Origin of the sequence: Leisingera sp. MMG026 (assembly GCF_021654205.1) — a bacterium.
Lineage (GTDB): Bacteria > Pseudomonadota > Alphaproteobacteria > Rhodobacterales > Rhodobacteraceae > Leisingera.
Map to the genome: position 1 here is coordinate 15,053 of NZ_JAKFZM010000015.1, position 14,347 is coordinate 29,399.

13 protein-coding genes are annotated in these 14,347 nt (G+C 61.5%); 7 read left to right on the forward strand and 6 right to left on the reverse strand.

All coding sequences use genetic code 11. From position 1 onward, the window contains the following. Window positions 1–6: 6 nt before the first annotated feature. The 3 genes from L1069_RS10055 to L1069_RS10065 all read left to right on the forward strand — a co-directional run bounded on the left by L1069_RS10055 (window position 7) and on the right by L1069_RS10065 (window position 6,829). Entirely contained in the window at window positions 7–1,779 is a 1,773-nt protein-coding gene (locus L1069_RS10055; RefSeq protein WP_134830032.1) for an ATP-binding protein, read from the forward strand. A 31-nt stretch (window positions 1,780–1,810) separates the two neighbouring features. Continuing rightward, window positions 1,811–3,148: a sigma-54 dependent transcriptional regulator gene (locus tag L1069_RS10060; RefSeq protein ID WP_129371135.1), complete on the forward strand. Its 1,338-nt coding sequence runs from the start codon at window positions 1,811–1,813 to the stop codon at window positions 3,146–3,148. Between the two features lie 585 nt (window positions 3,149–3,733). Continuing rightward, entirely contained in the window at window positions 3,734–6,829 is a 3,096-nt protein-coding gene (locus L1069_RS10065) for a ribonuclease E/G (RefSeq protein WP_237455587.1), read from the forward strand. Window positions 6,830–7,036: 207 nt separating this feature from the next. On the opposite strand, the gene L1069_RS10070 is transcribed toward L1069_RS10065, so the two are convergent. After that, window positions 7,037–7,270 carry a sulfurtransferase TusA family protein gene (locus L1069_RS10070; RefSeq protein ID WP_237455641.1) on the reverse strand — a complete coding sequence of 78 codons (234 nt, stop codon included), beginning with the start codon at window positions 7,268–7,270 and terminating at the stop codon, window positions 7,037–7,039. A gap of 93 nt (window positions 7,271–7,363) precedes the next feature. Between L1069_RS10070 and L1069_RS10075 the strand changes: the two genes are divergently transcribed. The 3 genes from L1069_RS10075 (at window position 7,364) to L1069_RS10085 (ending at window position 10,831) form a co-directional block, all read left to right on the forward strand. Continuing rightward, window positions 7,364–8,116 carry a cytochrome c biogenesis protein CcdA gene (locus tag L1069_RS10075; RefSeq protein WP_134830030.1) on the forward strand — a complete coding sequence of 251 codons (753 nt, stop codon included), beginning with the start codon at window positions 7,364–7,366 and terminating at the stop codon, window positions 8,114–8,116. A 112-nt stretch (window positions 8,117–8,228) separates the two neighbouring features. Beyond that, the gene (locus L1069_RS10080; protein ID WP_237455588.1) at window positions 8,229–9,479 is read left to right on the forward strand and encodes a hypothetical protein; all 1,251 of its coding nucleotides are present in this window, start codon (window positions 8,229–8,231) and stop codon (window positions 9,477–9,479) included. After that, window positions 9,476–10,831, forward strand: coding sequence for a cytochrome P450 (locus L1069_RS10085; RefSeq protein WP_237455589.1), 1,356 nt, complete (start codon window positions 9,476–9,478; stop codon window positions 10,829–10,831). The genes L1069_RS10080 and L1069_RS10085 overlap by 4 nt, the downstream gene beginning before the upstream one ends. Before the next feature lie 48 nt (window positions 10,832–10,879). On the opposite strand, the gene L1069_RS10090 is transcribed toward L1069_RS10085, so the two are convergent. Genes L1069_RS10090 through fumC form a run of 4 tightly spaced genes read right to left on the reverse strand, consistent with a single transcriptional unit; the run spans window position 10,880 to window position 12,928 of the window. After that, on the reverse strand, window positions 10,880–11,095 hold the full coding sequence (locus tag L1069_RS10090) for an N-(5'-phosphoribosyl)anthranilate isomerase (RefSeq protein WP_343328055.1): 216 nt from the start codon (window positions 11,093–11,095) through the stop codon (window positions 10,880–10,882). Between the two features lie 35 nt (window positions 11,096–11,130). Further along, window positions 11,131–11,349, reverse strand: a complete 219-nt coding sequence (locus tag L1069_RS10095) for a ribbon-helix-helix domain-containing protein (protein WP_129371131.1) — start codon at window positions 11,347–11,349, stop codon at window positions 11,131–11,133. Then, window positions 11,346–11,534: a DUF4169 family protein gene (locus L1069_RS10100; protein ID WP_129371130.1), complete on the reverse strand. Its 189-nt coding sequence runs from the start codon at window positions 11,532–11,534 to the stop codon at window positions 11,346–11,348. The genes L1069_RS10095 and L1069_RS10100 overlap by 4 nt, the downstream gene beginning before the upstream one ends. Further along, a complete protein-coding gene (fumC, locus tag L1069_RS10105; RefSeq protein ID WP_129371129.1) occupies window positions 11,534–12,928 on the reverse strand; it encodes a class II fumarate hydratase in 1,395 nt (464 codons plus the stop codon). Before fumC ends, L1069_RS10100 begins: the two co-directional genes overlap by 1 nt. Before the next feature lie 217 nt (window positions 12,929–13,145). Between fumC and L1069_RS10110 the strand changes: the two genes are divergently transcribed. Then, entirely contained in the window at window positions 13,146–13,712 is a 567-nt protein-coding gene (locus L1069_RS10110; protein WP_237455590.1) for a hypothetical protein, read from the forward strand. Window positions 13,713–13,784: 72 nt separating this feature from the next. Here the strand turns inward: L1069_RS10110 and L1069_RS10115 are convergent, their stop codons facing one another. After that, window positions 13,785–14,261, reverse strand: coding sequence for a ClpXP protease specificity-enhancing factor SspB (locus L1069_RS10115; protein WP_129371128.1), 477 nt, complete (start codon window positions 14,259–14,261; stop codon window positions 13,785–13,787). Between the last annotated feature and the right edge of the window lie 86 nt (window positions 14,262–14,347).

Below are 14,347 nucleotides of genomic sequence, written 5' to 3' on the forward strand. Positions count from 1 at the left end.
TAGTTTATGACCGCCCCGCGCTTTGATGTGACCAAACCCAAGCGGAAGACCGGCTCGCGCACGATTTCGTGGCGCGCGCGGCTGTCGCTTGTGCTGTTTATGCTGGTGGCGGCTGTCACCGTGTGGACCACAAACCGGGCGCTGACCCACCGTTTTACCGAAAGCACCCGCAACCGGGCCGAGCTGCGGCTGGCGCTGTATTCGGGCAACCTGCTGAGCGAGCTGCGCCAGCATGCAATTGTGCCGCAGCTGCTGGCGCGCGACCAGACGCTGATTTCGGCACTGCAATCCAATGACTTTTCCCTGTCCACCCAGCGGCTGATCTCATTTGTGGATGAGATTGGCGCGGCGTCGATCATGCTGCTGGCGCAGGATGGCCGCACTGTGGCCGCAACCGACCGCAACCGGTTGGGCGAGACCCATCGCAATGCTGCCTATTTTGTCGATGCGATCCGGGCCAAATCGACAGTTTTTTCGGTGATCCCGCGGGAAGTGGGCGGCTACCGTTTCACCTATTCCCGGCGGATGATCGATGCGACCGGCGTGCTGGGCGCGATTGTGGTCGAGGTGGACTTGCAGAAGTTCGAACGGGCCTGGGCCGGGATTTCCGATGCGGTGCTGGTCACCGACAGCACCGGCAATATCATCCTGGCCACCGAGGCGCGCTGGCGCGGGCTGCAGGAAGGCGACGCGCTGACCCTGCAGACCCCCGAGGGCGCCATCCAGCGGGCGATCCGAGCAACCACCGACTGGACCGCGCTGCCGCCGGACGCCTATCTTCAGGGCGAGGCGGTGATGCGGCTGGAAACCCGGGTGCCGTTCCAGGGCTGGAGGATGGCGTCCTTCACCACTTATTCCTCGGTGCGCGAGCGGGTTAACGCAGTGCTGGCGCTGGAAATTATGGGATTCGCCATCCTGCTGGCGCTGGCGTTCTACGCGCTCAGCCGGAAAACGGCGCTGCGTATGGCGCTGTTCCAGCGCGAGTCGGCAGAGCTTCGCGTATTGAACGCCCGCTTGCAGCGGGAAATTGCCGAGCGGGAACGGATGCAAAAGACCCTTGCAGTGGCGGAACAGAGCCTGGCGCAAAGCTCGAAACTGGCCGCCTTGGGTGAGATGTCGGCTGCCGTCAGCCACGAGCTGAACCAGCCGCTGGCAGCGATGAAAACCTATCTGGCCGGCGCCCGTCTGCTGCTTAACCGCAACCGCCCGGATGAGGCGCTGGCCTCCTTTGGCCGGATTGATGATCTGATCGAACGGATGGGGGCGATCACCCGGCAGCTGAAATCCTACGCGCGAAAGGGCGGCGATACGTTCAGCCCTGTAAACGTGGGCGATGCGCTGGCCTCCAGCCTGTCGATGATGGAACCGCAGCTGCGTCAGCGGCATGTGAAAATCACCCGGATTTTGCCCGAAGAACCTGTTATGGTGATGGGCGACCGGATGCGGCTGGAACAGGTCATGGTCAACCTCTTGCGTAACGCGCTGGACGCCACCAAATCGGTGGCCGACCCGGAGGTGGAAATCCTGCTGGCCGCGGGTGAGACGGCGACGCTGTCTGTGCGCGACAACGGGGTGGGGATCAACGACTTCGATGAATTGTTCGAGCCGTTCTACACCACCAAGCAGCCCGGCGACGGGGTTGGTTTGGGTCTTGCCATCTCCTCGGGGATCGTCAACGACCTAGGGGGACGGCTGACTGCCCGCAACGGCCAGAACGGCGGCGCGGTCTTTGAGATGCAATTGCCGGTCCTGGTGGACGGTATCGAGGCTGCGGAATGAAGCAGCCCCTGAAGATTAGGAGAGAACGCGCATGGCCCAGGCTATGAAAATCGCGATCGTGGACGACGAACAGGATATGCGGCAGTCGATCAGCCAGTGGCTGGCATTGTCGGGTTACGACACCGAGACCTTCTCCAGCGCCGAAGAAGCGCTCAAGGTGCTGGGGCCGGATTACCCGGGGATCGTGATCTCCGACATTAAGATGCCCGGCATGGACGGGATGCAGTTTCTGAAAAAACTGATGGGCAGCGATTCCGCGCTGCCGGTGATCATGATCACCGGCCATGGCGATGTGCCGATGGCGGTGGAGGCGATGCGCGTGGGTGCCTTCGACTTCTTGGAAAAACCGTTCAACCCGGACCGTATGTCGGAGCTGGCCAAGCGCGCCACCGGTGCCCGCCGTCTGACGCTGGACAACCGGGCGCTGCGGCGCGAGCTGTCGGATGGCGGCCAGATCATGAAGAAGCTGATCGGCCAAAGCCCGGTGATGGAGCGCCTGCGCGAAGATATCCTGGATCTGGGGCAGGCTGACGGCCATGTGCTGATCGACGGCGAGACCGGCACCGGCAAAACCCTGGTAGCGCATGCGCTGCACGCGGTTGGCAGCCGGGCGGGCAAGAAATTCGTGCTGATCTCCTGCGCCGCCTTGGAAGAGGAAGCATTGGCCAAGCGTCTGTTCGGGCCGATGCTACCCGAAGACAGCATGCTGCCAGCAGTCGAGGAAGCCCGCGGCGGCACCCTGGTGCTGGAAGATATCGATGCGCTGTCTGAGACATTGCAGGCCAAGCTGCTGAGTGTGATCAACGAGCAGGGCACCCCGGCAGAAACCCGGATCATCGCCATTTCCAACCTGCAGGAAGCGGGCAAGACCTGCGAAGACGCGCTGCGCCCGGATCTGTTCTACCGCCTGGCAGCGCTGCGCATCACCGTGCCGCCGCTGCGCCAGCGCGGCGAAGATATCCTGACGCTGTTCACCCGCCTGTCCGAGCAATTCTCGGAAGAATACGGCTGCGAAGCGCCGCAGGTCAGCGCGCAGGAGGCGGCACAGCTGCTGCAGGCACCTTGGCCGGGCAACGTGCGTCAGCTGATCAACATCGCCGAACGCGCGGTCCTGCAGTCGCGCCGGGGGTCAGGCACCATTGCCTCGCTCTTGATGTCCGATCACGAGGAAATGCAGCCGGTGATGACCACTGAAGGCAAGCCGCTGAAGGAATATGTGGAAGCCTTTGAGCGGATGCTGATCGACAACACCATGCGCCGCCACAAAGGGTCTATTGCCAGCGTGATGGACGAGCTGTGCCTGCCGCGCCGGACGCTGAACGAGAAGATGGCCAAATACGGCCTGCAGCGGTCCGACTATCTGGCGTAACCGCCGCCGCTGCTGTTTTCGGCATGGGAACCGGCCGGGAAAACAAATGCTTGCGCGCCGGAGTTCTATTGGAACTCCGGCAGCCGGCTGAAAACTTACCATAATTTAATGCGTTGTCTGCTATGGGCCGGCAGGTTTCATTTTCAATGCCCGTGGTGACGAATGTCCATTGTCATTACCTATCCACAGGCCTTATGCTGACCAAACGGGCCGGAAACCGGTGTATGGTTCCCCCGTTCTTATGAGTTTCGCTGACTGCGGTTTTTGTCCGGCATGATCCGAGAAAGCTGCAGTCAGACCGATTGGCCCTCCGAACTTTGGAGGGCAGTTTAGCGCCCAAGCCGGAATTTAAGCCGGTGCCGGGATAATGTGGCAGGGACGGGCAGCACCCGCCTGCCGGAGAAGAACCGCGATGACGCGCGCGAGAGCGAAAAGCACTGAGGCAGGAAGGCCGGGCATCGATCCCGGGACCACCTGCTGCACCGCGCCGTCCCAGATCGCCCTGACAAGACACCACCCGAAACGTGCGCGGCCGCCTGGAGACAAGTGGCTTGCGGACGCACAGGGCAGGTGCACCAAGGACACATGGCAAAGAAGATGCTTATCGACGCCACCCACGCGGAAGAGACCCGTGTTGTGGTTGTGGATGGAAACAAGGTTGAGGAATTCGACTTTGAATCCGAAAATAAACGCCAGCTTGCTGGCAACATTTACCTCGCAAAAGTAACCCGGGTCGAACCATCGCTGCAGGCGGCGTTTGTGGACTATGGCGGCAACCGTCATGGTTTCCTGGCGTTCTCCGAAATCCACCCGGATTATTACCAGATCCCCGTCGCCGACCGTGAGGCGCTGATGGAGGAAGAACGCGCCTATGCCGAAGCGATGCGCGCCCGCGACGAGGAAGACGACGAAAAACCGGCCAAGCCCAAACGGTCGCGCCGCTCCAAATCCGCCGCCAAGGCTGCCAAGACCTCTTCCGATGATGCGGTGGAAACCAAGGAGGTTGAGGCCTCTGAGGAGAAGACCGCTGAAATCGCCGGAATGGAGACCATCGACCTGAGCGACAGTGCTGAGGCCGGGGATGATCTGGCGGACGTGCCGGAAGGGTCCTCGCCGGTGGAGCATGTCGCGGAAACGCCGGTGGAAGAGCCGGAAGACGATGATGCGTCTGCACCTGAGGCAGCCGAAGCTGAAGTGGCTGCCGGACCCGCTGAGACTGCTGGCGAAGAAGCACCTGAAGGGGCGGCAGTTGAGGCCGCCGCTGCTGAAGAGGCACCCGCAGAAGCTGCGGATGAGCCTGCAGCCGAAGCAAATGCCGGCACCGAACCAGCCGCCGAAGCAGCCAAGGACGATGCAGAAACGGCTGCTCCGGAGGCCGCATCTGCCAATGCCGGTGCTGACACCGCAGACAGCGGCGACAGCGATGAAGACGCGGGCGAAACCGGCCGTGCCGATGCAACCTCCAAAGATGACAGCATCGAATCCGTTGCCGATGAGGACGACAGCGAGGACATCCGTCCGCCGCGCAAGCCGCGTCCGCGCCGCTACAAGATCCAGGAAGTCATCAAGGTCCGCCAGGTCCTGCTGGTGCAGGTCGTCAAGGAAGAGCGCGGCAACAAGGGTGCGGCCCTGACCACCTATTTGTCGCTGGCCGGCCGCTATTGCGTGCTGATGCCCAACACTGCCCGCGGCGGCGGCATCTCCCGCAAAATCACCAACGCGGATGACCGCAAGAAGTTGAAGGATATCGCAACCGAACTGGACGTGCCGACCGGCGCGGGCCTGATCGTGCGCACCGCCGGTGCCAAACGCACCAAATCCGAGATCAAGCGCGACTATGAATACCTGCAGCGGATGTGGGAACAGATCCGTGAGCTGACACTGAAATCTATCGCGCCGGCCAAGATCTATGAAGAAGGCGACCTGATCAAACGCTCGATCCGCGATCTTTACAGCCGCGAGATCGACGAAGTTCTGGTTGAGGGCGAGCGCGGCTACCGCATCGCCAAGGACTTCATGAAAATGATCATGCCGTCCCATGCCAAGAACGTGAAGAACTACCAGGAAGGGCTGCCGCTGTTTGCCCGCTTCCAGGTGGAAAGCTACCTGGCAGGCATGTTCAACCCGACCGTGCAGCTGAAATCCGGCGGCTACATCGTGATCGGCGTGACCGAAGCGCTGGTGGCAATCGACGTGAACTCGGGCCGGGCCACCAAACAGGGCTCGATCGAGGAAACCGCGCTTAACACCAATCTGGAGGCGGCTGAAGAAGTCGCCCGCCAGCTGCGTCTGCGCGACCTTGCCGGTTTGATCGTGATCGACTTCATCGACATGGACGAGCGCAAAAACAACGCCGCCGTCGAAAAGCGCATGAAGGACAAGCTGAAGACCGACCGTGCCCGCATCCAGGTGGGCCGGATCTCGGGCTTTGGCCTGATGGAAATGTCGCGCCAGCGCCTGCGCCCCGGCATGATCGAGGCGACCACCGCGCCGTGCCCGCATTGCCACGGCACCGGCCTGATCCGCTCCGACGACTCGATGGCGCTGTCGATCCTGCGCCAGATTGAAGAAGAGGGCACCCGCCGCCGCTCCCGCGAAGTGTTGGTGCGCTGCCCGGTCTCCATCGCCAATTTCCTGATGAACCAGAAGCGCGAACACATCGCCCAGATCGAGGCGCGCTACGGCCTGTCCGTGCGCATCGAAGGCGATCCGCATCTGGTCAGCCCGGATTTTGTGCTGGAGAAGTTCAAAACCGCCTCCCGCGTGGTGCCTGCTGCGACTGCTCCGGTGGTGTCCGTTGATACCTCGATCATGGATCAGGTGGACGCTGAGGAAGCCACTCAGGACGAAGAAGAAGCGCCTGCAGCCGTTGAGGAGGCCGCAAGCACCGATGACGATGCTGCGCAGGACGACAAGCCCAAGCGCAAGCGCCGCCGCCGCCGCCGCCGGAAATCCGGCAATGGCGAGCAGGGCCAGGATGGCGAAAACGGCGATGAGGCGTCTGACGAGCCGAAGCAGCAGGATGACGCAGCTGAGCCTGCGGAGGCTGCCGCCGAAGACAAAGGCGCTGCCGCAGAAGAGGTGAAGGAAAAGAAACCTTCCCGCAGCCGCACCCGGACCCGGTCGCGCAAGCCGAAGGCCAAACCGGCTGAGGCAGAGACTGCAGAAGAGGCTCCCGCCGCTGTTGAGCCTGCCGAAGCCTCTGTGCAGGACGCCCCGGCCGCGGCTGACGCTGAGGAGGCCCCTGCAGCGGAATCCGTTGCACAGGCGCCGTCTGAAGACGCTGCGAAAGGCGCAGCAGCCGCTGCTGCCCCGGATGCTGAGCCTGCCGCCGACAGTGCTGCAGAAGCCCAAGATGGCGCTCCGGCAGAAGCCACTGTTCCGGCAGATTCCACTGCTCCGGCGGAAGTCACCGCTGCTGAAGTGGAAGCTGCGCCGGCAGAACCGGTTGCCGCTGAAGCCGAGGCTGTACCGGAGAAAGAACCTGTGGAGGCAGCACCTGATGCGGCTGCCGAGGCGGTGGCGGAACAGCCTGCTGCAGAAGAGGCCGCCCAGCCGGAGCAGACGTCTTCGGAACAGGAGAAGCAGCCGGAACCTGCGATGGCCGTTGCTGCGGCTGACCCGGAACCGGCAGCACCGCCCAAGCCGAAACGCCGCGGCTGGTGGTCGGTGGGCAGTTGATTGCTAAGTGATAACTAATGGGAGAGGCAGGCCAAAGCGCCTGCCTTTCTTTTTTGGCGGTATTGCCGGCGATGGCAACGCTGCCGTCGGCGTGTCAGGAAAGGGCATCCTGGCGCGTGACTCCGTTCGGAATCCACGCGGTATCAACGCCGGACTTCGTGTCGATTTCCGCAGCTGTGCGGACTGGGCGCCAAGGCGGCTTTGGTCTTAGTTGCCCTTGCGGATCAGATAGACCTGGTGGCCTGCACCGTCGCTGTGGCCGAGGAATTCATGGCCCGCCTCATTGCAGAAATGCGGCACGTCGATCACCGCTGCCGGATCATCTGCCAGCAGTTGCAGCACATGGCCGGGCTGCAGCGATTTCAACCGCTTGCGGGCTTTAAGGACGGGCAGGGGGCACAGCAGCCCGATGGCGTCTAATGTCTCATTGATCTCGGTCATGGTGTGCAGATAAGCGGGATGTTTCATGCTGTCCACAAGGATGTGACCAACCCGCCCCGTGACGTTGGTCAATTGCTGGCATAAGTGTGGGACATGTTTGGAATCGAGATCATAGACGCAGGGCTGCTCCCTGCCATGCTGGTGGCGCTGCTAGGCGGCGTGATCAGTTTTCTGTCGCCCTGCGTCCTGCCGATCGTGCCGCCGTATCTGGCCTATATGAGCGGAGTGACCATCGGCGAGATGCAAGGCACCGGCGCAGCCCGGCGCAAGGCGGTCATTGCGGCGCTGTTCTTTGTGTTGGGGCTGTCCACCGTGTTCCTGCTGCTGGGCTTCACCGCCTCGGTTTTTGGTGCATTTGTGCTGAAAAATCAGGAGCTTTTTGCGCAAGTTTCAGGTGTGGTGGTGATCATATTCGGCCTGCATTTCCTGTCTGTGTTCCGCATTCCGCTGCTGGACCGCGAGGCGCGGATGGAGGCAGGCGAGTCCGGCGGCTCCGCCTTGGGGGCTTATGTTCTGGGGCTGGCTTTTGCCTTTGGCTGGACGCCTTGCATCGGGCCGCAGCTGGGCGCGATCCTGTCGCTTGCCGCCTCGGAAGCATCAGTCAGCCGCGGCACAATCCTGCTCGGCGTTTACGCCGCAGGCCTGGGCATTCCCTTTCTGCTGGCGGCGATGTTTCTCACCCGTTCCATGGTGCTGATGAACAAGATGAAGCGCCATATGGGACTGATTGAAAAGGTGATGGGCGGGCTGTTGCTGGGTGTCGGCATTATGCTGGTTACCGGGCTGTTCACCACCTTCTCCTGGTGGCTGCTGGAAACCTTCCCGGCACTGGCAACGCTGGGCTGAGCCTGAGATGTTCAAAGGGGTCTTCGGACCCCTTTTTCTTTTCCATTCCTGGCCTTACTCTTGCCGGAATGCACGGCTAGTCTGGCCGCAGAACAAGGATGCAGGCCAAGGCGTGACACAGCAGGAGCATGGTCAACAGCAGGTGCGCAAGCGGCGGGTATTCTACATACCCGGCTATGATCCGATTCACCCGCGCCGTTACCGCGAGCTGTACCGCAAGGAAGGCACAGCGCAGGCCGGGATTTCCGGCTACAGCCTGTCACTGTCACCTAAGCAGACCAAAGGTCCCTATGGCTGGCACGTTGTGTCAGAGATGCAGGGGCGCCGGACCGAGGCTGACATCGAGGTGCTGGTCTGGTCCGACATCGTCCGCGGCAGTATGGAAGCAACCATTCCCGGCACCTATTGGCAGCTGTTGCGCACTGCCTGGATCTATATCTCTACTGGAGCGCTGCGGCGGCTGATGCGTCTGCGCAAAGGGCCGGTGATCGCCGCGCTTTACCCGGTGGGGATGCTGCTTTTGCAGGCGTTTCTGGCGCTGTTGCTGGCGTGGGGTGTTGCCTATGCCTTTGGGGCGATAGCAGGTCCCGCCGGCCTTTCAGGTCCGGTAGCGCTGGCTATTGGCTGGGCCTTGGGTCTTGGTTGCGGCTACGCGCTGCTGCGCTGGTTCAAAAAGCGGGACGGCAAGTTCTTCGCCTATTACCTGATGCACGATTATGCGCATTCCGCGGCCTCCCGCGGTGCCATCCCGCCGGAAATGGAAGCGCGGATGCGCGAGTTCCGCGCGCTGATCTCGGAGGCGCTGCAAGATCCGGATCTGGACGAGGTGCTGGTGGCGGGGCATTCCTCCGGCGCTCATGTCGGTGTGTCCGTCCTGGCGGATCTGATCCGCGCGGGGCTGCCAACTAATCGGCCGGCATTGGGGTTTCTGACCTTGGGGCAGGTTGTGCCCATGGTGTCCTTTTTGCCGCGGGCCGTGCGTTTAAGGGCTGATCTGCAGTATCTGTCCCAGCGGCACGAGCTGGCCTGGGTCGATGTCACTGCGCCAGGCGATGGCTGCGCTTTTGCACTGTGCGATCCGGTGTCGGTCAGCGGCGTCGCGGTTGAGGGCAAGCGCTGGCCGCTGGTGTTCTCTGCCGCCTTCACCCAGACCCTCAGCCCGGAACGCTGGCAACAGCTGCGCTGGCGGTTTTTCCGGCTGCACTTTCAGTATCTCTGCGCCTTCGACCGGCCGGGCGACTATGACTACTTCCGCATCACCGCCGGACCGCTGACGCTGGCGGAACGCTACAAGGACCGAAAGCCGTCGCAGTCCCGTATTGATGCGGCTGTTTCGAAGTTCACCTCGGTGGCCGCTGAATGACACAAGCCATGCCGCCGAAACCGCCCGCACGCCCGGACCGCGTCTCGCTGTGGCGCTATGTGAAACTGTTCCGTCAGGATATTCTGTCGGCCCAGCCCGCGCGCCTGTACCGCGCCTGGATGGCCGAGTTCCGCACGCCTTTTTTCCGGTCCTTCCTGGTCAACCAGCCGGAGCTGGTGAAAGTGCTGCTGAAAGAGCGACCCGAAGATTTCCCCAAGTCGGACCGGATTGCCGAGGGGTTGAAGCCTTTGCTGGGGAACTCCGTTTTCCTGACCAATGGCGAGGCCTGGAAACGGCAGCGGCGGATCATCGACCCGGCCTTTGAAGGCGGACGGCTTAAGGACACATACCCGGCGATGCGCGCCGCAGCAGAGGCTGCAGTGGAACGGCTGAAGGCGCGGCAAGGACTTGTCGAGATCGAGGAGGAAACGTCGCATGCAGCGGCGGATGTAATCTTTCGCACGCTGTTCTCGATCCCGATCGAGCATCAGGTTGCGGGACAGGTTTTCAGCCGGTTCCGCGACTACCAGCGCAGCCAGCCGCTGTTGAATCTGGCGGCCTTTGTCTCATTGCCGCGCTGGATGCCACGGTTTTTCCGCCGCGGCACCCGCCGGAACGCTGAGGTGATCCGGACACTGATTGCACAGCTGACCCGCGAACGAATGGATGCCATCAAGGCGGGCACGGCGCCGGATGACCTGGCCACTAAAATCATGACCACCCGGGACCCGGAAACAGGCAGCACCTTTGATACCGCCGAAATGGTGGATCAGGTCGCGATCTTCTTTCTTGCGGGCCATGAAACCAGCGCCTCGGCATTGGCCTGGGCGCTGTATCTGATGGCGCTTTACCCTGATTGGCAAGAGAAGGTGGCAGCTGAGGCTGAGGCGCTGGCGGATGAAAGCTTTGCCGCGGTTTCAAAGCTGAGGGTCAGCCGGGACGTGTTCCGCGAAACCCTGCGGCTGTATCCGCCGGTGCCGATGATGGTGCGCGAGGCAGCCTGTCCAGAGCAATTCCGTGACCGAGGCGTGCCAAAGGGCGCGCAGATGGTGCTCAGTCCCTGGCATCTGCACCGGCATGAGCGGCTGTGGGAAAACCCGGATGGGTTTGACCCTTCCCGCTGGCAAACGGAGAACGGCAAGCAGTGCCAGCGGGACGCGTACATCCCTTTCTCGGCCGGAGCACGTGTCTGTACCGGCGCAGGGTTTGCCATGGTGGAAGGACCGTTGATCCTGTCGATGATCCTGCGCGCGTTCCGTGTGGTTCCGGTTACGGCGCAGACGCCGGTGCCCGTGGCGCATCTTACGGTGCGGTCGAAGAATGGGATCTGGCTGCAGCTGTCGCGGCGTTAGCCAAGAAAATTCGAATTTTCTTGGCAAATTTCTTCGAAGAAATTTGCATCACTGGATGATGCGCACGGTATCCTGATTGCAGAAGATCACTACCTGACCTGCGTTTTCGACGGCTCGAAATCCACGGCGCTTAAGTTCGTAGTGAAAGCGGTCCCAGCCAAGCAGCCGTTCAATATCGCGCTTCTGGCGGCGGACAACACCGCCTTTTGCAGCAGCTTGGGACTGGAAAAGCTGCTGTATCCAGGCATCAGCGGTGAGAGGCACAGGCACTTGCATAACAGCACGATGCCAAACCGTGGTTAACGTGCCCTTAACCGGTGCAGCACAAACAGCCTGATCGCTGAGGCCAATCCGCAATCCTCGCCGCGGGCTTCATCAATTCCGGCCGCTAAATCATTGATTGCACGGCCGTCCTGCGCGGCAATCTCGCGGAAGGCATCCCAGAAGTCATCCTCCAGCGACACCGACGTCCGGTGCCCGCGCAAGGTCAGAGAGTGCTTCTTGGGGCGGCTGTTCATTCGTCGCGCTTATGGTCATCCAGGCGCCGGACGTCTTGCACATTGCGTGCCTTGTCCAATTCCTTTTCCGCCTTGGTCCGCCCGTAGGTCACAGCGTTCTGGTCGGCGCGGGCCTTTTTCTCAGCCCGCGCCTTTTCCTTGCGATACCGGTTCAGATTGACCGGGCCTGAACCGGAACCAGCCATCAGTCCTTGGGGCCGATCATTTGCTCGGGACGGACAACGGCATCAAAGGTCGCCTCGTCCACGAAGCCAAGCGCGACCGCCTCTTCCTTCAGCGTGGTGCCGTTCTTATGCGCGGTTTTGGCAACCTTGGTGGCATTGTCGTAACCGATGGTCGGCGCCAGTGCAGTGACCAGCATCAGCGACTCTTTCATCAGCTTGTCGATGCGCGGCTCATTGGCCTGGATGCCGTTCAGCATCCGCTCGGTAAAGCTGTCCGCCGCATCGCCCAAGAGCTGGATGGATTGCAGCAGGTTGTAGGACATCATCGGGTTGTAGACATTCAGTTCGAAATGACCCTGCGAGCCTGCAAATTTGATCGCGGCATCATTGCCCATCACATGGGCGGCCACCTGGGTCAGTGCCTCTGCCTGTGTCGGATTTACTTTGCCCGGCATGATTGAGGAGCCCGGCTCGTTCTCTGGCAGGATCAGCTCACCCAGGCCCGAGCGCGGGCCGGAGCCGAGGAAGCGGATGTCGTTGGCGATCTTGTAGCAGCTGCCCGCGATGGTCGCGAGCGCGCCGGACAGGAACACCATGGCGTCATGGGCGGCCAGTGCCTCAAACTTGTTTGGAGCAGTGACAAAGGGCAGGCCGGTGATTTCGGCCATATTGGCAGCGACCGTCTCGCCCCAGCCTTTTTGCGTGTTCAGCCCGGTGCCAACCGCAGTGCCGCCCTGCGCCAGCTCATAGATGCCAGGCATCGCCGCCTCGACCCGGGCCAGACCCTGACGGATCTGATGCGCATAACCGCCGAACTCCTGGCCCAGCGTCAGCGGGGTGGCGTCCTGGGTATGGGTGCGGCCGATCTTGATGATGTCCTTGAACGCCTCGGCTTTTGCCTCCAGCCCTTCGGCGAGTTTGGTCAGGCCCGGCACCAGCACGTCGCGAACGGACATTGCGGTGGCAATATGCATGGCGGTGGGGAAAGTGTCGTTGGAAGACTGGCCCATGTTGCAGTGATCGTTCGGATGCACCGGGTCCTTGGAGCCGATCACGCCGCCCAGGATTTCAATCGCACGGTTGGCGATCACCTCGTTGGAGTTCATGTTGGACTGGGTGCCGGAGCCGGTCTGCCACACCACCAGCGGGAAGTTGTCGTCGAATTTGCCCGCGACCACCTCGCCGGCGGCCTGAATAACCGCGTCGCCGATCCGGGCGTCCAGCTTGCCCGAGGCCTTGTTGGCCATGGCGCAGGCCTGTTTGATCACCCCCAGCGCGCGCACAATGGCGACAGGCTGCTTTTCCCAGCCGATCGGGAAGTTCATGATCGACCGCTGGGTCTGAGCGCCCCAATACTTGTTTGCGGGGACCTCAAGCGGGCCAAAGCTGTCGGTTTCGGTGCGGGTTTCGGACATCCGTCTTCTCTCCGTTGGGTATGCGATTGTATGCCGTGTAGCCTGTGCCGCAATGCGGCGCAATTGGCCAGTTGCGCGCAGCATAGCCAAATGGCAGGTAAGGTATAGTGTCGAATTGGCGCAATCCAATCCATGCCATTGTCTCAATCCATGCTATGGTTACAGTGCGTGGGGCGGGGCGTGAGACGGGTAATTTGCATCCGGAAAGGAAAAGAACGTGCCAATCCGTCAGTATAAAATTCTGTCACTGAAATCCCTGGCCGTGCCTGCATTGGCCGCCTGCGTGCTGCTGTGCGGGGCCGTGCAGGGGATCGCCGCCGGTATTGCGCAGTTTGCCGGCGAATATTCCGGCAGCGTCGACGTCGTCAAGACAGATGGCGACACCGACCCCCGGGACATGAGCGTTATCATCCATGAGATGAAGAAGGGGTTCACCATCAAATGGACCTCGACCACTGAAAAGGATGACGGTCGCAAAAAGACCAAGACCTATGAGATCGAGTTCCAGCATAGCGGGCGCAATGGTGTCTATTCAGCTGCAATGACACGCAATGTGTTTGGCCATGCGGTGCCGTTGAACCCGATGGAAGGCGAACCCTTCGTCTGGGGCCGGCTGACTGGCGAAACGCTGACGGTCTTTTCGCTGTTTATTCACCCGAACGGCGACTACGAGATGCAGCAGTATGACAGGACCCTGGCCGATGGCGGGCTGGATCTGGTTTACATTTCACGGCTGAACGGCGAACCGCGCCGGCGGCTGGAGACCTTCCTGGCCAGGCAATAGGCCAAAGAGCAGGCCGGACATGAAAAAGGCAGCCGGTCAGGCTGCCCGATACTGCGCGATGGGTCAGCCCGCCTATTTGCGGAAGCTGTCCAGCGACACGACATCCGCGTCTTTCTTGTCTTCTTCCTCAGGCTCCTCGGCGCCGTCCTGTTCCTCAGCCGCATCTGTGACCGCGGAAAAGCCCTCCGGCTCTTCATCGGCAGACTCAAACCGCAGTCCGAATTCCACCGACGGGTCCACGAATGTGCGGATCGCGTCATAGGGGATATAGAGCGGTTCCGGGGAATCACCGAAATTCAGCGTGACCGCAAAGCCGTCCTCATCGACGGTCAGATTGTCGAACCAATGCTGCATGACAACGGTCATTTCACCGGGATAACGGTCGGACAGCCAATCGGCCAGCTCCACATCCGGGTGGGCTGTGTCGAAGGTGATGAAAAAGTGGTGGTTACCGGGCAAGCCATTGTCGGAGATATCCTGCAGCACGGTCCGGATCAGGCCGCGCATGGCAGAGTGCATCAGGTTGCCATAGTCGATTTCACGGGACATGCAGTCACCCTTTGTTCATTTGTTCCCAGCATAGGAGATTCTGGCGGAAACAAAAGGGCAGCCTTTTCGCAGGATCAAATTTTATT